The organism is Duganella phyllosphaerae (assembly GCF_001758785.1).
Lineage (GTDB): Bacteria > Pseudomonadota > Gammaproteobacteria > Burkholderiales > Burkholderiaceae_D > Rugamonas > Rugamonas phyllosphaerae.
Genome location: NZ_LROM01000090.1, coordinates 140,500 through 160,500, shown reverse-complemented (window position 1 = coordinate 160,500; position 20,001 = coordinate 140,500). Strand labels below are relative to the sequence as shown.

Here is a 20,001-nt window from a genome sequence, read left to right as displayed (position 1 = left end):
TTCCTTTGTGTGAACAGTGGGTTGGAGCGGCGATGTTATCGAATGCGTTATCGAATGCGTTATTAAATACGGGCATAGTATTGCTGACCGTGGTGTTCATGGAACTGTTTTCCATCGTCGCGCACAAGTACATCATGCACGGTTTCGGCTGGGGCTGGCACCAGTCGCACCACGAACCGCTCACCGGCTGGTTCGAGAAAAACGACTTGTTTGCGGTGGTGTTTGCCGGCGTGGCGATCGCCCTGATCTGGTTCGGCACCGAAGGCTATGCGCCGCTGCAATGGATCGGCGCCGGCATGACTGCCTACGGCGCCTTGTACTTCATCGCTCACGACGGCCTGGTGCATCGCCGCTGGCCGTTTTCCTACACGCCGCGCAGCGGCTACCTCAAGCGCTTGTACCAGGCTCACCGCATGCACCACGCGGTGCCGGGCAAGCACGGCGCGGTGTCGTTCGGCTTCCTGTACGCGCCGCCCGTGGCCGACCTCAAGCGCCAGCTGCAGGCCCTGCACGGCGGCTCGCTCGAAGGCCGTCTTCAGCGCGACGCCGTTCCGGCGGAGGGCGCTGCCACAGGCCAGCAGGACGCTGGTCCATCTTCCGCCAGCGCGAAGTAAGCGCGCTCACGCCACCCTTGGCCAGCAGCCACAGCTTGGCTGCCTTCGATGTGCCCACCCGCGCGTCCCACGCGTGCGCGCCACGCGCCTTGACCTCGACGCCGATCTGCCGATAGACATTGCGCGCGGTGGCGATTGCCCATGCCGACCGCAAGGGCAGGGCGACGATGCCCTGGTTGGCCGAGTCGTAATACGGTTCCGCATAGTCGACCAGCCGCGCCGCCACGGTGGCCAGCGCCGCGCGGTGCTGCGGCAGCGCCAGTTCGGAGGGCGGGATGCCCGCCTCGCGCAGCCAGGCCGCCGGCAGGTAGCAGCGGCCGATCTGGGCGTCGGCCACGATGTCGCGCGCGATATTGGTCAGCTGGAAGGCCAGGCCCAGGTCGCAGGCGCGGTCGAGCACAGCGGCGTCCTTGGCGCCCATGATGGTGGACATCATCAGGCCCACCACACCAGCTACGTGGTAGCAGTAGCGCAGCGTGTCGTCGATGGTTTCGTAGCGCGCGTCGTGCACGTCCATGGCAAAGCCGGCCAGGTGGTCGTAGGCGTACTGCGGCGCAATTGCATGACCGAGCGCCACCTCCTGGAACGCGGCAAACGCCGGTTCCTTCATTGGCTCGCCGGCGTAGGCGCGCCGGGTCTGCTCTTCGAGCGTGGCCAGTTCGGCGTAGGCATCGTGAGCGGGCGTCACGGCCGCCGGCGCAAAACCGAGCTCCTGGCCATCGACCACGTCGTCGCAATGGCGGCACCACGCGTACAGCATCAGCACGCTGCGCCGCACGTCGGCCGGGAACAGCGTGGCGGCGGCGGCAAAGCTCTTCGAGCCCACCTTGATGGTCTCGGTGGCGTGCTCCATCAAGGCTTCGCTCATCGCGCTCCTTCCATCATTTCCGCGATCATCAGGCCGGCGGTGGCCTTGGCCGATCCGACCACGCCCGGCACGCCCGCACCGGGATGGGTGCCGGCGCCGACCAGGTAGAGATTGGCCAGGTCGGCGTCGCGGTTGTGCGGGCGGAACCATGCGCTTTGGGTGAGGATCGGTTCGAGCGAGAAGGCCGAACCCACGTGGGCATTGAGCTGGTCGCGGAAATCGAATGGCGTGAAGAAGCGGCTGGTGACCAGCTGGCTGCGCAGGCCGGGCATGTAGCGCTCTTCCAGGTAGGCCAGGATGCGGTCGCGGTAGCGCGGACCTTCCACGTCCCAGTCGATGTCGGCGTTGCCCAGGTGCGGCACCGGCGCCAGTACGTAGTGGCTGCCGCAGCCCGGCGGCGCCAGCGACGGATCGGTCACGCACGGCGCATGCAGGTACAGCGAGAAATCTTCGGCCAGTGTTTTGCCATTGAAGATTTCCTTGATCAGCGGCTGGTAGCGCGGACCGAAGCACACGGTGTGGTGCTGCAGCTGGCTGTGGTGGTGGTTCAGGCCGAAGTACAGCACGAACAGCGAATTGGAATGGCGCTTGCCGGCCAGTGACTTGGCTTGCGCCGGGCCGCGCGGGTGCTGGCCCAGCAGCTTGCCGTACGTGTGCACCACGTCGGCGTTGGACGCCACCGCTTGCGCGGCAAAGGTGCGGCCGTCTTCCAGGCGCACACCGGTGACGCGGTTGGCGGACGTGTCGATCGCTGCCACCCTGGCATTGAGTTCGATCTTGCCGCCGATGTCTTCGAACAGCTTGACCATGCCGTTGATCAGGGCGCCGGTGCCGCCGCGCGGAAACCACACGCCCCACTTGCGCTCGAGCGCGTGGATCAGCGTGTAGATCGAAGAGGTGGCAAACGGATTGCCGCCGACCAGCAGCGAGTGGAACGAGAACGCCATGCGCAGCTGCTCGTCCTTGATGAAGCGCGAGACCATGCCGTACACGCTTTTCCACGCTTCGAGCTTGGCCAGTTTCGGGCCGGCCGCCACCATGTCGCGGAACGACAGGAACGGCACCGCGCCCAGTTTCAAATAGCCCTCGTCGAACACGGCTTTCGAGTAGGCCAGAAAGCGCTGGTAGCCGGCCACGTCGTCCGGGTTGCGCGCGTGGATCTGGCGGTCCAGCGCTTCCTGGTCGTTGGCGTAGTCGAAGTGGCTGCCGTCTTCCCAGCACAGGCGATAGAACGGCGCCACCGGCAGCATCTCCACGTAGTCGGACAGGCGCTTGCCGGCGACCGTAAACAGTTCTTCCAGTGCCGACGGATCGGTAATCACGGTAGGGCCGGCGTCGAAGGTAAAACCCTGGTCCTGGTACACGTAGGCGCGGCCACCCGGTTTGTCGCGCTGTTCGAGCAGCGTGGTCTGGATGCCGGCCGCCTGCAGGCGGATGGCGAGCGCGAGGCCGCCGAAGCCGGCGCCGATCACCACGGCCTGTTTTGCTTGGTTCATGCGGATGTCCTGATCTGTTGAGGTTGAGTTTTGAGTGCGGCTGCCACGGCCTGGCCCACCGGCACCGGCGGCTTGCCGGAGACCACGCGCAGCTGGTCGCCCAGGGTCAGGCGGCCGGCATAGAAGCGGGCGATCAACGGGGCGGACAGCGTATAAAAGCGCTGCATCACGCGCCAGCGGTGGTCGGCTTCTCCGGCCAGGAACAGCATGCGGTTAAGCAGGCGGAAAAAGCGCTGGCGGCGCCATTCGCCGGTGGCGTGCTGGCGGATGGCGGCAAACAGCGCCGGCGCGCGCAGGTCTGGTTGTTGCGCGATGCATTCGGCCAGCCGTACCGCGTGCGGCAGCGAGTAGCCGGTAGTCGGGTGGAACAGGCCGGCGCGCAGCCCTGCGCTGGGCTGGCCGCGCAGGTCGTTCCAGTAGCCGTCGTGGTCGGACGCCAGCGTGATCGGCAGCGCGCCGCGTTCCTCGCGCAGCACTTGGGCGATGGACCAGCCGCGCGCGGCCGCGTAGGCGGCGATGTTGGCGCGCAGGCGCTCGGGGTCGCGTTCGGGAGCATCGACGTAATGGGTGTCTTCGATCAGCAGCCGGTCCGGCCCGAACGGCAGCACGTATACGAAACGGTAGCCGCCCTGCTGGGCCACGCTGGCGTCCATCAGGATCGGCGCGGTCAAGCCGTGCGGTGCGGCCAGCTGCACTTCCTGGCCGAGAAAGGTCTGGAAGCCCAGCGCCAGGCGGCTGCTGGCAGCCGCGCCGCGCCCGTCGATGACGGCGCCAGCGTGCAGCACGGTGCCATCGACCAGGGTGACCGTGGTGGGCGTGAGCGAGGCAATCGTGGTGTTGGTGCGCAAGGACTCACCCAACACCGGCGTGAGCACGCGGGCGAAATCGTCGGACGCGATGCTGGCGTAGCCGCCTGCCAGCGTGCGCTTGAGTTCCGGGAAGATCACGTCGTAGCGCGGCCAGCGCGCCGAGACCAGCGGCGCGATCCAGGCGCGCTGGGCGTCATCGAGATCGCTGTCGTGGAACGACCAGGTGTGGTTGCCGCCGATCTGCGCGTCCTGTTCCAGCAGCAGGATGCGCAGCTCGGGGCGCGCCGTGCGCAGGCGCCAGGCGATCAGGCCATTGGCCAGGCCGCCGCCGGCCAGGACCAGGTCGTAGGGCTTTGCGCCGGTGCCGGCGCCGTTGCCGTTGCCGGTGCCGTGGCGCATGCGCCGGCTGGCGTCGTCATGGCTGGTGCTCACGCTGCTGCTCCTGCCGGTGTTTGCGCCAAGGCCTGTTCCACGATATCGGCCGCGCGCGCAGTGCCGCCGGCCTGCGCCAGTTCGGCCGATAGCGGCGCCAGGCTGCGCTGGTACGACGGATCGTTCAGCAGCGCGCGCAGGTGCGCAGCCAGCGCGCTGGCGCCAGTGATGCGTGCCGACGCCTTCCGGCCGATGCCCGCATGGCTCACGCGCGCGGCCACGCCGGGCTGGTCGAAGGCGATCGGCAGCGCCAGCATCGGCGTGCCGGTGGCAATCGCATCCATCACGGTATTGAGGCCGGCATGGGTGACCACGGCGTTGGCGCGTACCAGCGCTGCCCGCTGCGGCGCGAACGCGCACACGGTGGTGGCGCCTGGCGTGCCGGCGTGTTCGATGGCTTTGGCCTGGTGTTCGGACAGGCCGCCACAGTGGGCTGCCAGCAATTGCACGTCCAGCGCGCGGCAGGCCCGGGCGATGCGCTGGAAGGCGCCGAAGCGCTGGCCCTGCAAGGTACCCAGCGAGGCGAACACCAGCGGCCGGTCCGGGTCGAACGCGGGCAGCGGCGTGATGGTGGCCCGGGTGCCGGCACCGTCACTGGAGCGCAGTGGCCCCACGTGATGAAAACTGGCAGGCAGGTGCTGGCGCGGAAAGTCGAAGCCGGCGATGGTCTGGCTGATCTGCGCCAGCGGCGACAGGCACTCGTGCATTGCGCCGCGCGCGGACAAGCCCAGCCGACGCGCCTGGCGTTCGATGGCGCGGCGGTGGGGGGTCATGATCCAGTCGTATACACCGGTGCTGCCGGCCACCATTTGCAGGCCGCGTTCGCTGGCGTCGTAACCGAAGGGCATTACCGGCAGCGGCACGGCTGCCTCGCGGTTGACGGGCAGCGCGCACGCCACCGAGATAAAGGGCAGTTGCAGCGCCTCGGCCACCAGGCCGGCGGCCGCTTCCATCTGGTCGCCGAGCAGGGCGTCGATGCGCAATGCCTCGATGGCGTTTGGTAATTCCTCGCACAGCATGTCGGTGGCCGCGGCCATGTCGAGGATGACCTTGCGCAGGCCTAGCGGGCTGCCAGGATTGGCGGCGCGGCGCAGCGCCGCCTCCAGCGAGCCGGACGGAAAACGGTCGGCGCCGAGCGCGTGGAAGGCGATACCGGGAACGATAACGCCCCCGATGCAACCGCCGCCATGGCCTATGCCAATGCCGGGGCTGGGGGCCATGCCGCCGTTAGCGGCGTGGGCGCTGCGGGAGCCGAGGTAGGCAGCCGCATCGGGCCGATGCAGGAAGGTCACGCGGTGGCCACGCCTTACCAGTTCGCCAGCCAGCGCGGCCAGCGCGCTGAAATGGCTGGGAAACGCCGGCGCCACCACGCCGAAATGGCGCGGCGCGCGTAACTCGGCGGTCACGACGCGCGCGCAGCGGCCAGCGGGCTGGCGTTGCGGAACAGCGTGCCCACCAGGCTGCGTGTGCCCTGTTTGCCGCCGATGGCGTCGCTCAGGTAGGTATCGGCTTCGCGCAGGTGGTCGGCCAGTCGGCCAGCCGTGCGTTCGCGTCCCAGCGTGGCGTTGAAGGTGGCTTTGCCGGCGTCCTGGCCGGCGTCCTTGCCGGTGATGGCGGCGTCGGCGTCGTCGAGCAGGTCGTCCTTGATCTGGAACGCCTGGCCGGCCGACAGCGCAAACGCGCGCAGTGCTTGCAGCACGCGTTCGTCGGCCTCGGCGATGAGGGCGGCCATTTCCACGGACAGGCCCAGCAGCACGCCGGTTTTCAGTTCGTTGGTGCGGGCGATGTCGTCGAGCGAGCGCTGCGGGTTACCGTGCAGGTCGAGGAACTGGCCCCGCACCAGCCCTTGCGCGCCCACGGTATCGGCCAGTGCGCCGACCAGGCGGGTGCGTACGTGGGCCGGAATGCCGGGCGCCTGCGACAGCAACTGGAAGGCGCGGCTGAGCAGGGCGACCGAGGCCAGGATGGCGACGTGCTCGCCAAACTGGCGATGCACGGTGGGCAGGCCACGGCGCAGCTTGGCGTCATCCATGCATGGCAGGTCGTCGAGGATCAGCGAGGCGGCGTGTACCAGTTCCACCGCGCAGGCGGCATCGAGCAAGGCTGGTGAAGTGCAGCCGAGGTCGCGCGCGACCACCATCAGCAGCAACGGGCGCATGCGCTTGCCGGTACCGAGCGCGGCGGCGCGCATGGCGCCGGTGAGAGGATCGGCCCGGCCATGGTCGGGCAGGGCCTGGCTGAGCCGCTCTTCGATCTGGCGGCGGATGTCTTCCATGTCCGCCGCCGACGAATCATGGCCCGCTTCGATACCGACGCTGCTGGACCGTGAATTCTGGGTAGGCATGGCGCACTTCCTTATGCTGTTGTTTTGTGCCCTCATCATACTCAAGCTTTATCAATCTGGTGGCTTCGTTCCAATCGTGCGATGCCGAAAAATAGCGGGTCAATCCCGAGACAGCGCAAGCACCTGCCGCCTGGTAGCCATGCTAAGATCGATGGGTTTCTTACTAGAAAGATGAGCCCATGCACGTCACCGTGTTGAGCAAATGCTTGCTGGCATCGATCCTGGCCGCCGGTGTCGTTCTCCCGGCGCTGGCCGTGGAGCGGCTGGCCGTTGGCGCGAGCTTTCGCTACCTGTTCGAGCAGGATGCCGAAGGTCGTGTGAGTGGCTTGGGCGTCGATGTGCTCAACGCGCTCGCGGCCCGCGCGGGCGACACCATCCGCTACCAGATGTATCCATGGCCGCGGGCGCAGGCCATGGTCGAGCGGGGCCAGGCCGATATCCTGATCGGTCCTTACCGGTCCGCCGAACGGCTCAAGCGGTTCGACTTCCTCGACCAGCCTTTTTATCGCGACCGCCTGGTGTTTTATGCCAGGCGCCAGGGTGGCGTGACGTGGCACGGCGAGTACGCCAGCCTGGCCGGCAAGCGGGTGGCCGCGGTGCGTGGCTGGTATTACGGCAACGCCTTCGATGCGGCGCGCCCGAGGTTCGAGCTGAGCGAAGTGGCGCAGGTGGAGAATGGCTTGCAGATGCTGGCGGTAGGCCGGGTGGACCTGTTCGCGGGCAACAGGCCGCATACCGAAAATCTGGTCCGTGCGCTGGGCCTGGCTGACAAGCTGACTGCCTTGTGTCCCGACATTGGCACCATCGACAGCTACCTGGCGTTCCCGCGCACGGCCGCTTTTGCCGGTGCGCGGCGGCAATACAACGCCCTGCTCGAGCAGATGGTGCGCTCGGGCGAGTTGCAGCGGCTGGGGGCAAAAAACGGTGCGGCGGTGCCAGGCGCCGAACGCCCGGCCACGCCAGATGCGGGATGCAAGTAAGTCCGCACGGTAGTGTCAGGCGTGCAAGACCCTGCCGCTTGCGCTAAGCTGGAGCCTTCTGAAACAGGAGAGCGCCATGACACCCGAGCTCGACAGACGGCAACGACAGCCGCAAACGTCGCAAACATCGGAAACCGCAGGCTGGCATTCCTTCGACTTCATCGTGCGCCAGGCCCTGCAGGTGCAGCGCGACATCGGCACCCCGGGCGCGGTGGAACTGCTGCAAAACATCGGGCTCAACCCGCAGGTGATCGCCCGCGTGCTGGGCCCCGAGCGCCAGGTCCGCGCTGAAGACTTGCAGGCAGTTCAGTCCTTGTGATGGAACGGCGCAAACCACGTCACCAAAAATGACGGAATGGTCGCCGCCATCACCAGCCAGAAGTAGTGCACGTAGCCGAGCGCCTGTTGCAGGTGGCCGCTGACCACGCCGGTCACCATCATGCACAAGCCCATCAGGCCGGTGCCGAATGCATAGTGGGTGGTGCTGTACTTGCCCGGCGCCAATTGCTGCATCAGGTAGATCATGAAGCCCACCGAGCCGAAGCCGTAGAAGAATTTCTCGATCGCCACGCCGGCGCTGATCACCCACAGGCTCTCCGGCTGGTACATGCTCATCAACAGGAACGTCACGTTCGGAATGTTCACCGCGCAGCACAGGATGAACAGGGTGGCTGGCAAACCCCGGCGCGAGACGAAAATACCGCCCAGCAGCGAACCCACCAGCACGGCGATCAGGCCATACGTGCCGTACACCAGTCCCAGCATTTCATTCGACAGGCCGAGGCCGCCCTTGGCGACCGGATCGACCATGAAGAACGGGCCGATCTTTTCCAGCAGGCCGATGCTGAGGCGGAACAGGAAGGCAAAGCCCACCATCAGCCAGACGTCGCGCTTCTGGAAGAAGGTGACGAACGAATCCCATAAAATGAAACCGGCTTCGCCGACCGACTTCGGGGCGTTTTCGGCCTTGGCGCCGTCCGGCATCACGCGTGCGTGCCAGATCGCCGAGACGATGATGATGGCGGCAACGATGAAGAAGATCACGCGCCACGATTCGATCCACTGCGGTCCGAACTCGCCGGCCGGGTGGCCGAAATAATGGGTGTGCAGCCAGCCGCTCAGGTACACCATGCCGCCCGAGGCGACGATGGGGCCGACGTTCCAGCTCAGGCTCTGGATGCCGCAGAACAGCGACTGCGCGCGCGAGTCGAGCGAGGTGACGTACACGCCGTCGGAGGCGATGTCTTGCGTCGCGCCCACCAGCGATAGCAGGCCGAACAGGAACACCATCACCACCATGTAGTTGGGCAGCGACATGGCCAGTGCCACGCCGGCAAAGCCCACGCCCACGATCACCTGGGTGCACAGCACGAAGAATTTCTTGGTCCGGTACATTTCCACGAACGGCGCGAACAGCGGCTTGATGGTGTAGGCCAGGATCAGGTAGCTCGCGTATTCGGCAGCCTTGCCGTTGTCCATGCCCAGGTTCTTGAACATGATCGACGTCACGCTGGTGAGCATCATGTACGTGAGCGCCATGGCGAAATAGCTGCTCGGCACCCACAGCATCGGCGTGCCGGGGCGGAACATGGCAGCCAGCAGCGACGGGTGCTCGGCGCCGGGCGGCAGGCGCTGCGGCTTGGGCGCAGCGTGCGGCTGCACGGGCTGCACTGGCTGCGTGGATTCTTGGTGCATGGTGTCGTCCTCGTTGTTCTCTATGGAGTATAGCTGCGCGGGCGGGCTCTGCGGCCGGCTCTGCGGGTCCTCCGGCGCGAACGCCGAAGGACTACTACTGTACTGCGGTTGCGTTGCTCGGTTGCTCGGTGCTCAGCCGATTACGCGGCTTGTTCCAGCTTGGCGTCGGCGCGCTGCTGCACCAGGTAGTCGCGGTACCAAATTGCGCTGTGCTTCAGGGTGCGCTTCTGGGTTTCGTAATCGACGTGGACGATGCCGAAGCGCTTGGCGTAGCCCGAATTCCATTCGAAGTTGTCGAGCAGGCTCCACAGGAAATAGCCCTGCACGTCCACGCCTTGCAGGCGGGCGTCGTTGATGGCTTTCAGGTGGCGCAGCACGAAATCGATACGCGCTTCGTCCGGCACTTCGCCATCGACGATGGTGTCGGCGTTGGCCATGCCGTTTTCGGTGATGTAGATCGGCGGCAGGTCGTAGTCGGCGTGCAGCTTGAGCAGCAGTTCGGTCAGGCCGTCCGGGTAGATTTCCCAGCCCATGTCGGTGGTGCCCAGCTTGTTTTCGGGCTGGCGCGGCGGCACTTCGGCGCTGCAGAACGAGCGGAAATAGTAGTTCAGGCCCATGAAGTCGAGCTTGCCCTGGATGATGGCCAGGTCGCCATCCTGCACGTCCGGGGCGTTGTCGCCGTGGACCTTGAGCGCCAGCGCCGGGTAGTGGCCCTTGAAGATCGGGTCCATGAACCATTCCACCGAGCGCGAATATTCGAATTCGGCCATGGCGATGTCGGCCGCGCTGTCGGTGGCGGCGTGCGCCGGCCACTGGTTCAGCACGATACCGAGCTGGGCCGAGCTGGCGACGTCGCGCATGGCGCGCATGGCCAGGCCGTGCGACAGCAGCAGGTGGTGCGACACCTGCACCGACTGCTTGATGTCGGCCACGCCGGGCGCGAACTGGGCGTTGCCGTAGCCAAGGTTGGCCGTGCACCAAGGCTCGTTATGAGTTGCAATCGTTTTCACGCGGTTGCCGAAGCGGCGGGCGACTTCGGCCGCGTACTCGGCAAAATGGTAAGCGGTATCGCGGTTGAGCCAGCCGCCTTCGTCCTGCAGGCCCTGCGGCAGGTCCCAGTGGAACAGCGTGACGTGGGCGGCGATGCCACGGCTTTCGAGCTCGGTCAAGAGCTTGTCGTAGAAAGCGAAGCCGGCCTCGTTCCACGCGCCCTTGCCCTGCGGCTGCACGCGGGCCCAGGCGATCGAGAAGCGGTAGGCGTCCACGCCGAGGCTGGCCATGATGGCCACGTCTTCGGGGTAGCGGTTGTAATGGTCGCAGGCGACATCGCCGTTGGTGCCGTCGATGATCTTGCCGGGAGTGTGGCTGAAGGTGTCCCAGATCGACGCACCCTTGCCATCGGCGGTGGCGCCGCCCTCGATCTGGAAGGCGCTGGTGGCGATGCCCCAGGTAAACGATGGCGGGAATTGGGTGAACTCGTGGCGAATGGCGGTCATGGGTCGGCTGTGGGTCGGCTTGCAGGTGGAAGAGGGCTTGAAAACGATTTCAAACGGATGCGGAGATTAAACCCGAACTCCCATCCAGTGTCAATCATTTGATAACACGGTGGCATTGTTCAGCGGCGCCGGCACGCAACAAGCCGGATGGAATGGCCGCGCCGGCCGGTAGAGGACCTGACCGCACTGATATAATGCCGCCTCATTCTTTCACCGCACCGCCACCATGTCTTCCGATACTCCCAAAGAACCCCCAGCGCGGGGCATGCTCTACGACCCGACCGAACACCGCATCCGCAGCTTCGTCACGCGCGCCGGGCGCCTGTCCACGGCCCAGGCGCGCGCGCTGGAAGAGCAGCAGCAGTTCCTGATCGGCTACGAAAAAGCGCCGCTCGACTACGCGCAGGCGTTCGGTCGCCAGGCGCCCACGGTGCTGGAAATCGGGTTCGGCATGGGCGGCACCACGGCCCACATCGCCGCCGCCATGCCGGAGAAGGATTTTATCGGCGTGGAAGTGCACACGCCGGGCGTGGGCAGCCTACTCAAGCTGATCGGCGAGCAAAAGCTCACCAACCTCAAGGCGATCCAGCACGATGCGGTCGAGGTGCTCAACCACATGATTCCCGATGCCTCGCTGCATGGCGTGCACATCTTCTTCCCCGACCCGTGGCACAAGGCGCGTCACAACAAGCGCCGCCTGATCCAGGCGCCGTTCGTCAAGCTGCTGGTGCAAAAGCTCGCCCCCGGCGGCTACCTGCATTGCGCCACCGACTGGGAAGACTACGCGGTACAGATGTTGGAAGTGCTGAGCGCGGAAGAGGGCCTGCAGAACACCGCCGACGGCTACGCGCCGCAGCCGGCCTACCGTCCGCTGACCAAGTTCGAGAACCGTGGCATCAAGCTGGGCCACGGTGTGTGGGACCTGGTGTTTTCGAAGAAGTAATCGGGGTTCGGCCTACCGCTTCTCGAGCGGCTCCAGGTCGAGCACCACGTGGTACGACAGGCGCGCGGTTTGCCATAAGCCGCCGCCGCGTACTTGCGCATCGCAGCTGGTCAGCTGGCCGACAAAGCCGTCGCGCTTGAGGCGGGCGCGGAACACCACCGCCGCCTTGGCTTCCAGGTATCCCACCATTTGTCCTTGCAGGAACACGGCCACGGCCGCGTCTTCATACGCGTTGCGGTCGTCGCAGAACAGCATGGCCGTGTGCTGCGCGCGTGCGGCAGCATCGCCATGCTCGCCAGCGAGTGCTTTCAGCACCGGCTGGTAGCGCGACTCGTTGACCACCTCCACCAGGAAGCGCCCGCCGTCGGACCAGTAATGGGCGACCGGGGTGTCGGGCAGCACCGGCGTGTAGGGCGCAGCCGGCAGCGGCGGCAGCGCCACCTTTTGCGCCGGGTTGGATTTGACGATGCGGTAGACCACCAGCGCGGTGACGGCAATGATCAGGATGGAGATGAGGAGTTGCATGAGGTAACCGGGCAGCAGTATCAGGCCGCCATCTTAACCGATCAGGACCATGCCTACTGCATCGCCGCCGACTGGTACACCACCTTGCCACCGACCACCGTTTGCAGCACCTTGATGTTGGCGATGTCCTCGGCCGGTATCGTGAAGAAATTGCGGTCGAGCACGATCAGGTCGGCCAGCTTGCCGGTCTCGAGCGAACCGGTCAGCTTTTCCTGGCGCAGCGTGTACGCGGCGTTGAGCGTGATCGCCCGCAGGGCCGCTGCGCGCGGCATGCCGGCCACGTCGCCCAGCCGGCCTGCGTATTCGGCGCCGGCGTCGGGCGCGGCGGTGCGGGTCACGCCCACTTTCAAGGCAAACCATGCATCGAGCGGATCGACCGGCCAGTCGCTGCCGTAGGCGATGCGCGCGCCGGCGTCGAGCAGCACCGACTGCGGTTGCACCAGCGGATAGCGCTGCGGGCCCATGTAGGGCTTGAGCGCGCCGAGCGTGTCGGGCGCCGGCTTGGCCCACTGGAACGACAGCACCGGCGTCACATCGAGTTTGGCGAAGCGCGCATAGTCGGCTGGCGCCACGATCTCGTCGTGGGCCAGCGCCGGGCGTGCCTTCTTGCCGGCCAGCGTGCCGCGCAGCCAGGCAATTGCATCGAGCGTCTCGCGCACGGCGCGGTCGCCGTCGACGTGGATGTGCGCGTCGATGCCGGCGCGTGCCAGCACGTCGAGCGTGGAGCGCAGCGCCGGTTGCGAGAAATAGGTGGGCGGGCCGTTGCTGGGGCCTGGCTGCCAGTCCGGTTGCTGCTCGGTGCCTTTGTTGACCAGGTAAGGCTCGAGCATGGCGCCGGTAAAGGCCGGCGCCGAGATCACGCCGTCCATGAACAGCTTGGCGTGGCGCACCTGCATCGATGGCGCCACTTTGGTCGGGCCCTGGTCGAATTGCTTTTTCTGGCGCAGCAGTTCGGCCACGGCGCGCTGCGGCGTGGCGCCCTTGTCGAGATCGATCAGCACCGCGAAGTGGGCGCGGGCGGTGAGCTTGCCCTGGCGTTGCAGGTCGGTGAACGCCGTCATGGTTTCGGGATCGGTGTAGGCGTCGAGGAAAGACGTGATGCCCTGCTTGCGCATCGCTTCCAGCGCCTTGGTCGAGGCCGCCAGGTTCTCGGCCACCGTGAGCGGCGGCAGCAAGTTCATCGCCATGTCCTGCGCGGCGTCTTCCAGCAGGCCGGTAGCCTGGCCGTTGCCGTCACGGGCGATCTTGCCGCCGGCCGGGTCCGGCGTTGTCGCCGTGATGCCGGCCACCGCGATGCCTGTGCTGTTGAGTTGCAGCGAGTGGCCGAACGACGAGCGCACCAGGATCGGACGGTCGGTCTTGAGCGCGTCCAGGGTAGCGGCAGTGGTTGTCACGCCGTCGGGCGACATGCCTTGCTGGAACCAGTTGACGACCACCAGCCAGCGCCTGGGATCGGCCTTGCCCAGGCGCACATCGCTGTCAATGCAGGCCTGGATGCGCTGCTGGAATTGCGGCACCGTCAGCGGCAGGTAGTCGAGGCTGCAGTTGAGCAGGCGGCTGCCGCCCGACTGCGGGTGCATGTGGCCATCGATCAGGCCCGGCATCAGCATCTTGCCGGCCAGGTCGATGACCTTGGTTTTTTTGCCCTGCAGCCTGGTCGCGCCGGCATTGTCGCCGACGTACACGATGCGCCCGCCGCGCACGGCCAGCGCCTGCTGCACGCTGTCTTTCGGGTCCACCGTGACGATGGTGCCATTGCGGTAGACGGTGTCGGCCGGCGCAGCAGCATGGGCGGTGGCAAACGTCAGTGCCAGCAGGGCGAATAAACCGGGTCGGGTCATGCAGTCTCCAGAATCTCAGGCGCTAGAAGGCTGCCTTGAGACGGGCCCGCAGGGTGGGCGGCAGGAACGCCAGCACATTCCCCGCCAGCACCAGCGCCAGCCCGCACAGCGCGGCCGGTGTCCATTGGTAGCCTTCGTAAATGGTTGAAATCGTCAACGCGACGATGGGGAATAATACCGTGGAATAGGCGGCGCGGTCGGGGCCAATGCGACCGACCAGCAGCAGGTAGGCGGTAAAGCCGATCACCGAGCCGGGGACGGCCAGGTACAGCAGCGCCCACAGGTAGCGCGGCGACGGGTCGAGCGCGAACGGCATGCCCAGCGCCAGTGCGGCCACGCCCAGCGTGGTGGCGCCGATCAGCATGGCCCAGGTGTTGGTAAGCCACGGTGTCAGGCCCAGCGACTGCATGCGCGAGGACAGCAGGTTGCCGCAGGCGAAGCACCAGGTGCCACCCAGCGACAATACCAGGCCCAGCAGCACGCCGCTGTCGTTCCAGTGGCCGCTCATTTGCGGCGCGAACAGCAGCACGATGCCGGCCAGGCCGAACAGCGCGCCGACCATCACCTGGCCCCGGATCGGCCGACCGAGGAACAAGCGGCCAGCGAGCGCGATCCACAACGGCGCGGTGGAAAACACCACGGCCTCCTGGCCGCTGGTGATGTAGAGGGCGGCATAATAAAAGCACAGGAAGTTCAGGCAGAACAGCGCAATGCCCTGTGCGAACAAATAGCGCCAGGCCTGGCGCGGCGGCCACCACCGCTGGCGCGTGACCAGTAACGCCGCCAGCAGCAGCGCGGCAGCGATCCAGAAGCGGTAGGCGATCGAGACCGGCGCGGGCACGACGCCCAGTTGAAAGGTGATGGCGATCCAGGTGGTACCCCAGATCAGGACGGTCAGCAGGTAGAGAAGTATGTTCATGGCGCCAGCATGAGGGCTGGGCAGTGGCAGCGCTTGTCTGAAATTGCGCTTATCGCCACGACGGCGATTGTTGGCGTGATGGCGCGTGCTAGACTTTATCCATGGATTTACGCAACCGCCGACCACTCGATTTGCCCGCCACCTTGCTGCCTGCGCCCGGTTTGCCGGAAGGCCGGCTGTCGCATTCGGTGTTCAAGACCATGTCCGAGACCGACGCCGTGCTCGAGCGTTTTACCTGGCTCGGCGACGAGCTGGCGCTGGCGATCTGGCGGCGCGACACGCCGTGCGCCGAAACCTCGTACTGCCAGCCCGGCCACCACACGCTGTCGTACTACATGGGCGGCGGCTACCGCACCGAGCGCGGCGAGTTGCCCGGCCTGTTCGGCGCCCCGCAGCGCCTGTGCACTTTGCCGGACTGGCACGAGTCGCGCTGGACCGTACGCGGCGCGGTGCGCTTCTTTCACGTGTATTTCCTGCCCGAGCATTTCACCCGCCGCGCCGTGGTGGAACTGGACCGCGAACCGCGCGAGCTGACCCTGGCCGACCGCACCTATTTCGAGCACGAACGCATCGGCCAGTTGTGCGCCGCCCTGGCCGGCATGGACTGGGACGGCGCCGACGCCCGGCTGCGCGCCAACGAAATGACCCACGAAACCCTGTCGCACCTGCTGCACGCACAGTCGCTGCCGCGCCACCAGGGCCGCGTGCGCGGTGGCCTGGCGCCGGCCGTGCGGCGGCTGCCGGCCGACTATATCGAAGCGCACCTGGCGCAGCCGATGACCTTGCAAATGCTGGCGCAGCTGGCCTGCCTGTCGGAATACCACCTGCTGCGCATGTTCAAGGTATCGTTCGGCATGACGCCGTCGGCGTGGATCGGCGCACGCCGCATCGAACATGCACGGCGGCTGTTGCAGCACACGGGCCAGCCGCTGCAGCAGATTGCCGACGCCTGCGGTTATGCCGACCTGAGCCACTTCAGCCACCGCTTCCGCGACGCCGTGGGCGCCGCACCGGGGCGCTATCGCAGCGTGCTTGCCCGCTGAGGGCTTACTCGAACTCGCGGATCAGCTCGACGATCTGGTCGCCATACGATGCCAGCTTTTTCTCGCCCACGCCGGAAATGCCGCGCAGGTCGTCCAGTGCGGTGGGGCGGGCCTTGGCGATTTCGCGCAGGGTCGCGTCGTTGAAGATGATGTAGGCAGCGACGTTGTGCTCGCGCGCCGTGCCCATGCGCCAGGTGCGCAGGCGGTCGAAAATTTTCTCCTGCTGCGGCGACAGGTCGCTTTCCACGTAGCCTTTCGAGGCGCGCGGGGTCTTCTGCTTGACCGGCTTCTGGTACTGGCGCAGCTGCACCTTCTGGCCGCCCTTGAGCACCGGGCGGGCGGCGTCGGTCAGTTTTAGCGAGCTGTATTGTTCGTGATCGACCGTGAGCAGGCCCAGCGCGATCATCTGGCGCAGGATGGCGCGCCACTCGTGCTCGCTGCGGTCGGCGCCGATGCCGAACACCGACAGGCTGTCGTGGTGCCAGGTCTTGATGCGGTCGGTTTCCACGCCGCGCAGCACTTCGATCACGTGGCCGGCGGCAAAGCGCTGGTCGACCCGGTACACGGCCGACAGCAGCTTTTGCACCGGCACCGTGCCGTCGAACGACACCGGCGGGATCAGGCACGTATCGCAGTTGCCGCACGGGCCCGATTGTTCGCCGAAATAATCGAGCAGGCGCACGCGGCGGCAGCTCAGGGTTTCGCACAGGCCCAGCATGGCGTCGAGCTTGTTGCCGAGCACGCGTTTGAAGGTTTCGTCGGCTTCGGATTCGTCGATCATCCGGCGTTGCAGCACCACGTCCTGCAAGCCGTAGGCCATCCAGGCGCTGGCCGGACCGCCGTCGCGGCCGGCGCGGCCGGTCTCCTGGTAATAGCCCTCGATACTTTTCGGCAGGTCGAGGTGGCAGACGAAACGCACGTCCGGCTTGTCGATGCCCATGCCGAAGGCGATGGTGGCGCACATGACGATGTTTTCTTCGCGCAGGAAGCGGGCCTGGTTGGCGGCGCGCTTGGCGTGGTCCATGCCGGCGTGGTACGCCAGCGCGCGGATGCCGTTCTCGTTGAGGAACTCGGCGGTTTCTTCGACCTTCTTGCGCGACAGGCAGTAGACGATGCCGCAGTCGCCGGTGTGCTCGGTGGTGATGAAGTCGAGCAGCTGCTTGCGGCCGTTGGCTTTTTCGACGATCTGGTAGCGGATGTTGGGCCGGTCGAACGACGAGACGAACTGCGCCGCGTCACCCAGTTGCAGGCGGTGCACGATCTCGGCGCGGGTTTGCGGGTCGGCCGTGGCGGTGAGGGCAATCCGCGGCACGTCGGGAAACTGCTCGTGCAGCACCGACAGGCGAATATATTCAGGACGGAAATCATGGCCCCATTGCGACACGCAGTGCGCCTCGTCGATGGCGAACAGCGCGATCTTCGAATCCTGGAACAGGTTCAGGCAGCGCTCGGTCATCAGGCGCTCGGGCGCCACGTACACCAGGTCGATCTGGCCGGTGCGCACCAGCCGCTCGATGCGGTTGGCTTCTTCGTAGGTCTGGGTGGAATTGAGGAAGGCGGCGCGCACGCCCACTTCTTCGAGCGCATCGACCTGGTCCTGCATCAGCGCAATCAGGGGGGAGACGACGACCCCGACGCCGTCGCGCAGCAGTGCGGGAATCTGGTAACACAGCGACTTGCCGCCGCCGGTGGGCATCAGGACCAGGGCGTCGCCGCCGTTGCTGACATGATCGACGATCTCGGCCTGGTGACCGCGAAAGGCCGGGTAGCCGAACACGGTTTCCAGCAAATGGAGAGCGCGCTCCTGGTTTTCCTGATTCATTTACTGCTCATTTCTACAACGAAAGTGTGATGGTATTAGTCGGCCCAAACAATGATGCCATAGTACCCGGTTATGAGGACGATCAGGCCGAACACAATCCGGTACCAGGCAAAAACCACGAACGTATGGGTCATGATGTAGCGCAGCAGCCAGCGGATGCACAGGAAGGCCGAGATGAACGCGGCCACGGTGCCGATCGTGAAGAACGACAGGTCGTCCATCGACAGCAGCGCGCGGTCCTTGTACAGCGAATACACGGTCGCGCCGATCAGGGTCGGAATGGCCAGGAAGAACGAGAACTCGGTCGCCACCTTGCGCGAAAAGCCGAAGATCATGCTGCCCATGATGGTGGCGCCCGAACGGCTGGTGCCGGGAATCAGGGCAAAGGCCTGGGCCACGCCGATTTTCAGGGCATCGAGCGGGGTGATCTGGTCGAGCGAGGTGATGCGTTCAACGGCCGGGTTGTCCTTGGCGCGCTTTTCCACCCACAGGATGATGAAGCCGCCGACAATGAAGGCGGTCGCCACCGGAATCGGTGCAAACAGGTGGGCCTTGATGGCCGACGAGAACAGCAAGCCCAGGATGGCGGCAGGCAGGAATGCGATCAGCACATTGAGGGCGAAGCGCTGCTGCACCCGATCGGTGAAGATGCCCGCCAATACCAGGCCGATACGGGCACGAAACTCCCAGATCACCGCCATCATGGCGCCGGCCTGGATCACGATTTCAAACACTTTCATCTTGTCTTCCATGCCTGCAAAGCCCAGCAGGTGTTCGGTCAGGATCAGGTGACCGGTAGAGGAGATCGGCAGGAATTCCGTAAGACCTTCAACCACGCCCATGATGATGGCTTTAATGACGAGAACAATATCCATGAAGTTAACTATAAAAAGGGTTGAAAGTGGAGGGAAATGGCTGCCAATACGAACGCACCGGGGGCGAAGCTTACCATGTTCGGGGGGGCACTATTTGCAATCTGACCAAGCTGTAATGTGCAATGGTGCACTGCGGAAATATGATGCGGGCGGCAGATTGCCACGCCCGGCTGCGTTCAACGGCTGCGTTGCAGCAAAATCACCCGCTGCGGCCTGGTCAGCGCAATCGCAGCAAGCGCGTCAGTTCACCGCTTTTCTCGATGGCGTCGATGGCGGCGTTGACGTCGGCCACCCGCAACGTGCCCTTGCGGGCGAGCGCGCAGCCGGTCCTTTCTTCGCTGATCACCAGCTGGCTGAAGCCGGCATCGAGCTCGCCGCTGGCAAACTGGCGCTCGACCGTGACGCCGGTGGCCAGGAAATAATCGAAGCGGCCACCCTGCCACTTGCGCAAGGTGAGCTCGAGCGACGGCGCATCGTCGCGCACGAAGCCGTCGCCGAGGCGGCCCTGGACTTGTGGATACTGAAAGCCCAGCACGGTGCCGACGGTCTTGCCACGAATATCTTCCAGCGTGGCCGGCGGCGGCACCCGGCGCGAGGCGATCAGCACTTCGGAGGTGGGAATGAAGGGGAGGGTCCAGTCGACCTTGCCCTTGAACCAGGCCGGCGAGTAGCCGCACACGATATCGCCCTCGGCCGCTTCGAGCGCACCCATCATGCGCTTGCGCGGCAGCGGCATGAAGCGCACCGGCCGCTTGAGTTGGCGCGCCAGCGCCGCCCCCAGCGCCTCCTGGAAGCCCGAACGGCGCGACACGACAGTCTCGCCCGGCGCGTCTTCGACCTTGTGGATGTAGCGGATGGTGGCCGGTGCGGCGGTGGCCGCCACCACCGTCGCCGACGGCGCCGCCAGCATGGCGGCGGCGAGAATACGGATCAGTGTGGTCATGTGGCGGCCCGAGGAGGAGTGTGATGCCACGTTAGCTGATTATTGCTATGGCGTCAATTATCTGAGGCGCGGTCGCACGCTCGAGTTCCCCCAGCCAGTGCATGGCAAATTCCCGGCTGTCGCCGCACATCTCGTGCGATGGTTGCAAGCCTCCGCAAAACGCCGGGCGCTCGGGATGGCCGAAGATCAGGCAGCGCTGGTCGTCGCCCAGCTGCACGCAGCGCACGCCAGCCGGCTTGCCATCGGGCATACCGGGAATCGGGCTGGTGATGGAGGGCGCGGTGCAGCAGGCGCCGCAGTGCGGGCGGCAGATGAATGCAGCACCTGCCGCCTCCGGGATGATCTGGGTAGTCATA

General features: G+C 65.9%; 18 protein-coding genes and 1 pseudogene. 5 read left to right on the top strand and 14 right to left on the bottom strand.

All coding sequences use genetic code 11. The annotated features are described in order from the left end of the window. Positions 1–32 precede the first annotated feature (32 nt). Positions 33–398 (top strand): annotated as a pseudogene (locus DUPY_RS29060) (sterol desaturase family protein); the annotation flags it as partial. An 88-nt stretch (positions 399–486) separates the two neighbouring features. On the opposite strand, the gene crtB reads toward DUPY_RS29060, so the two are convergent. The 5 genes from crtB to DUPY_RS14625 are packed head-to-tail and all read right to left on the bottom strand — an operon-like array spanning position 487 to position 6,563. Further along, entirely contained in the window at positions 487–1,482 is a 996-nt protein-coding gene (gene crtB, locus DUPY_RS14645; protein ID WP_208600049.1) for a 15-cis-phytoene synthase CrtB, read from the bottom strand. Then, entirely contained in the window at positions 1,479–2,978 is a 1,500-nt protein-coding gene (locus DUPY_RS14640; RefSeq protein ID WP_070249126.1) for a phytoene desaturase, read from the bottom strand. The genes crtB and DUPY_RS14640 overlap by 4 nt, the downstream gene beginning before the upstream one ends. Beyond that, positions 2,975–4,219, bottom strand: a complete 1,245-nt coding sequence (gene crtY / locus DUPY_RS14635) for a lycopene beta-cyclase CrtY (protein WP_229255375.1) — start codon at positions 4,217–4,219, stop codon at positions 2,975–2,977. Before crtY ends, DUPY_RS14640 begins: the two co-directional genes overlap by 4 nt. Further along, a complete protein-coding gene (locus tag DUPY_RS14630) occupies positions 4,216–5,625 on the bottom strand; it encodes a glycosyltransferase (RefSeq protein WP_070249125.1) in 1,410 nt (469 codons plus the stop codon). Before DUPY_RS14630 ends, crtY begins: the two co-directional genes overlap by 4 nt. Then, positions 5,622–6,563: a polyprenyl synthetase family protein gene (locus DUPY_RS14625; RefSeq protein WP_070249124.1), complete on the bottom strand. Its 942-nt coding sequence runs from the start codon at positions 6,561–6,563 to the stop codon at positions 5,622–5,624. The genes DUPY_RS14630 and DUPY_RS14625 overlap by 4 nt, the downstream gene beginning before the upstream one ends. A 179-nt stretch (positions 6,564–6,742) precedes the next feature. Here DUPY_RS14625 and DUPY_RS14620 point away from each other — a divergent pair, with 179 nt between their 5' ends. Together DUPY_RS14620 and DUPY_RS14615 are read left to right on the top strand one after the other, a co-directional pair. Next, on the top strand, positions 6,743–7,543 hold the full coding sequence (locus DUPY_RS14620) for a substrate-binding periplasmic protein (RefSeq protein ID WP_070249123.1): 801 nt from the start codon (positions 6,743–6,745) through the stop codon (positions 7,541–7,543). A gap of 76 nt (positions 7,544–7,619) precedes the next feature. Further along, the gene (locus tag DUPY_RS14615) at positions 7,620–7,862 is read left to right on the top strand and encodes a hypothetical protein (protein WP_070249122.1); all 243 of its coding nucleotides are present in this window, start codon (positions 7,620–7,622) and stop codon (positions 7,860–7,862) included. On the opposite strand, the gene DUPY_RS14610 is transcribed toward DUPY_RS14615, so the two are convergent. Together DUPY_RS14610 and DUPY_RS14605 are read right to left on the bottom strand one after the other, a co-directional pair. After that, positions 7,850–9,238 carry an MFS transporter gene (locus DUPY_RS14610; RefSeq protein WP_229255374.1) on the bottom strand — a complete coding sequence of 463 codons (1,389 nt, stop codon included), beginning with the start codon at positions 9,236–9,238 and terminating at the stop codon, positions 7,850–7,852. The genes DUPY_RS14615 and DUPY_RS14610 overlap by 13 nt on opposite strands. A 140-nt stretch (positions 9,239–9,378) precedes the next feature. Then, positions 9,379–10,734, bottom strand: a complete 1,356-nt coding sequence (locus tag DUPY_RS14605) for a GH1 family beta-glucosidase (protein ID WP_070249121.1) — start codon at positions 10,732–10,734, stop codon at positions 9,379–9,381. A gap of 265 nt (positions 10,735–10,999) precedes the next feature. On the opposite strand from DUPY_RS14605, the gene trmB reads away from it, so the two are divergent. Further along, on the top strand, positions 11,000–11,677 hold the full coding sequence (gene trmB, locus DUPY_RS14600; RefSeq protein WP_070249120.1) for a tRNA (guanosine(46)-N7)-methyltransferase TrmB: 678 nt from the start codon (positions 11,000–11,002) through the stop codon (positions 11,675–11,677). Positions 11,678–11,689: 12 nt separating this feature from the next. Here trmB and DUPY_RS14595 read toward each other — a convergent pair whose 3' ends face one another. The 3 genes from DUPY_RS14595 to DUPY_RS14585 are packed head-to-tail and all read right to left on the bottom strand — an operon-like array spanning position 11,690 to position 14,962. Further along, on the bottom strand, positions 11,690–12,202 hold the full coding sequence (locus tag DUPY_RS14595) for a hypothetical protein (protein WP_070249119.1): 513 nt from the start codon (positions 12,200–12,202) through the stop codon (positions 11,690–11,692). Positions 12,203–12,255: 53 nt separating this feature from the next. Next, positions 12,256–14,043 carry an amidohydrolase gene (locus DUPY_RS14590; RefSeq protein WP_070249118.1) on the bottom strand — a complete coding sequence of 596 codons (1,788 nt, stop codon included), beginning with the start codon at positions 14,041–14,043 and terminating at the stop codon, positions 12,256–12,258. A 22-nt stretch (positions 14,044–14,065) separates the two neighbouring features. After that, positions 14,066–14,962, bottom strand: a complete 897-nt coding sequence (locus DUPY_RS14585; protein WP_070249117.1) for a DMT family transporter — start codon at positions 14,960–14,962, stop codon at positions 14,066–14,068. A gap of 101 nt (positions 14,963–15,063) precedes the next feature. Between DUPY_RS14585 and DUPY_RS14580 the strand changes: the two genes are divergently transcribed. Next, entirely contained in the window at positions 15,064–16,005 is a 942-nt protein-coding gene (locus tag DUPY_RS14580) for an AraC family transcriptional regulator (protein WP_371851793.1), read from the top strand. A 4-nt stretch (positions 16,006–16,009) separates the two neighbouring features. On the opposite strand, the gene recQ is transcribed toward DUPY_RS14580, so the two are convergent. The 4 genes from recQ to DUPY_RS14560 form a co-directional block, all read right to left on the bottom strand. Continuing rightward, positions 16,010–17,827, bottom strand: coding sequence for a DNA helicase RecQ (gene recQ / locus DUPY_RS14575; protein ID WP_070249116.1), 1,818 nt, complete (start codon positions 17,825–17,827; stop codon positions 16,010–16,012). A 35-nt stretch (positions 17,828–17,862) separates the two neighbouring features. Further along, positions 17,863–18,702 carry an undecaprenyl-diphosphate phosphatase gene (locus DUPY_RS14570; protein ID WP_070249115.1) on the bottom strand — a complete coding sequence of 280 codons (840 nt, stop codon included), beginning with the start codon at positions 18,700–18,702 and terminating at the stop codon, positions 17,863–17,865. A 217-nt stretch (positions 18,703–18,919) separates the two neighbouring features. After that, positions 18,920–19,645, bottom strand: a complete 726-nt coding sequence (locus DUPY_RS14565) for a substrate-binding periplasmic protein (protein ID WP_070249114.1) — start codon at positions 19,643–19,645, stop codon at positions 18,920–18,922. A gap of 31 nt (positions 19,646–19,676) precedes the next feature. Next, positions 19,677–20,000, bottom strand: a complete 324-nt coding sequence (locus DUPY_RS14560; RefSeq protein WP_070249113.1) for a YkgJ family cysteine cluster protein — start codon at positions 19,998–20,000, stop codon at positions 19,677–19,679. Between the last annotated feature and the right edge of the window lies 1 nt (position 20,001).

Coding starts and splice junctions, on each gene's coding strand:
- DUPY_RS14615 (WP_070249122.1), top strand. CDS start 7,620: ATGACACCCGAGCTCGACAGACGGCAACGACAGCCGCAAACGTCGCAA.
- DUPY_RS14580 (WP_371851793.1), top strand. CDS start 15,064: ATGGATTTACGCAACCGCCGACCACTCGATTTGCCCGCCACCTTGCTG.
- DUPY_RS14625 (WP_070249124.1), bottom strand. CDS start 6,563: ATGCCTACCCAGAATTCACGGTCCAGCAGCGTCGGTATCGAAGCGGGC.
- recQ (WP_070249116.1), bottom strand. CDS start 17,827: ATGAATCAGGAAAACCAGGAGCGCGCTCTCCATTTGCTGGAAACCGTG.
- DUPY_RS14565 (WP_070249114.1), bottom strand. CDS start 19,645: ATGACCACACTGATCCGTATTCTCGCCGCCGCCATGCTGGCGGCGCCG.
- DUPY_RS14640 (WP_070249126.1), bottom strand. CDS start 2,978: ATGAACCAAGCAAAACAGGCCGTGGTGATCGGCGCCGGCTTCGGCGGC.
- DUPY_RS14620 (WP_070249123.1), top strand. CDS start 6,743: ATGCACGTCACCGTGTTGAGCAAATGCTTGCTGGCATCGATCCTGGCC.
- DUPY_RS14610 (WP_229255374.1), bottom strand. CDS start 9,238: ATGCACCAAGAATCCACGCAGCCAGTGCAGCCCGTGCAGCCGCACGCT.
- crtB (WP_208600049.1), bottom strand. CDS start 1,482: ATGAGCGAAGCCTTGATGGAGCACGCCACCGAGACCATCAAGGTGGGC.
- DUPY_RS14560 (WP_070249113.1), bottom strand. CDS start 20,000: ATGACTACCCAGATCATCCCGGAGGCGGCAGGTGCTGCATTCATCTGC.
- trmB (WP_070249120.1), top strand. CDS start 11,000: ATGCTCTACGACCCGACCGAACACCGCATCCGCAGCTTCGTCACGCGC.
- DUPY_RS14570 (WP_070249115.1), bottom strand. CDS start 18,702: ATGGATATTGTTCTCGTCATTAAAGCCATCATCATGGGCGTGGTTGAA.
- DUPY_RS14590 (WP_070249118.1), bottom strand. CDS start 14,043: ATGACCCGACCCGGTTTATTCGCCCTGCTGGCACTGACGTTTGCCACC.
- DUPY_RS14605 (WP_070249121.1), bottom strand. CDS start 10,734: ATGACCGCCATTCGCCACGAGTTCACCCAATTCCCGCCATCGTTTACC.
- DUPY_RS14585 (WP_070249117.1), bottom strand. CDS start 14,962: ATGAACATACTTCTCTACCTGCTGACCGTCCTGATCTGGGGTACCACC.
- DUPY_RS14595 (WP_070249119.1), bottom strand. CDS start 12,202: ATGCAACTCCTCATCTCCATCCTGATCATTGCCGTCACCGCGCTGGTG.